This is a genomic window from Piscibacillus salipiscarius (genome assembly GCF_042685285.1).
GTDB lineage: Bacteria > Bacillota > Bacilli > Bacillales > Alkalibacillaceae > Piscibacillus > Piscibacillus salipiscarius.
The window spans coordinates 1-501 of record NZ_JBHUMZ010000026.1; the positions used below are offsets into that span (position 1 = coordinate 1).

A 501-nucleotide genomic window follows, 5' to 3' on the forward strand; every position below is an offset into this window, starting at 1 on the left:
AAGAAGTTCATTTTCACGTTCTAATTGTTCCTCACGAGACATTGCCTTTTCTTGCTTTGATTGTTTCGTCTTTCTTTTTCCAGACATAGGAGGCCGTCCTTTCGGTTTTTCTTTGAGCCCTTCTATTCCTTCATTAGAAAAAGTCTTTAACCAGATGGCAATTAGAGAAGGATTGTTTAATTTAAATTCTATTGCTGTCTCTTTATAAGAAGCGCCCGTTTGTCTTATAAAGTTTAATACATCTAACTTAAATTGAACAGGGTAAACGGTTGTAGAACGCTTTCGACGCAATCCATCTTCACCTAGTGCTTTGTAGGCATCTACCCACTTTCTAATTTGCCCCTTACCCGGAACTTCATATTTTTTAGCCAACAAACCATAGCCCAACGGGCCTTCTAAATATTCTTTCACAATTTTTAACTTAAAATCGTTACTATATTTCGCCATACAAAACACCCCAAAAGTTAAATTTTTCACTCTAACTTTTGGGGTGCAGTACCA

Annotated in this window: 1 protein-coding gene; it reads right to left on the reverse strand. The window is 36.7% G+C overall.

Annotated elements, in window-relative coordinates; translation table 11 throughout:
- The coding region (locus tag ACFSW4_RS11895; protein WP_377329511.1) for a transposase at positions 1-447 on the reverse strand (447 nt) is incomplete at its 3' end.
- Positions 448-501 lie beyond the last annotated feature (54 nt).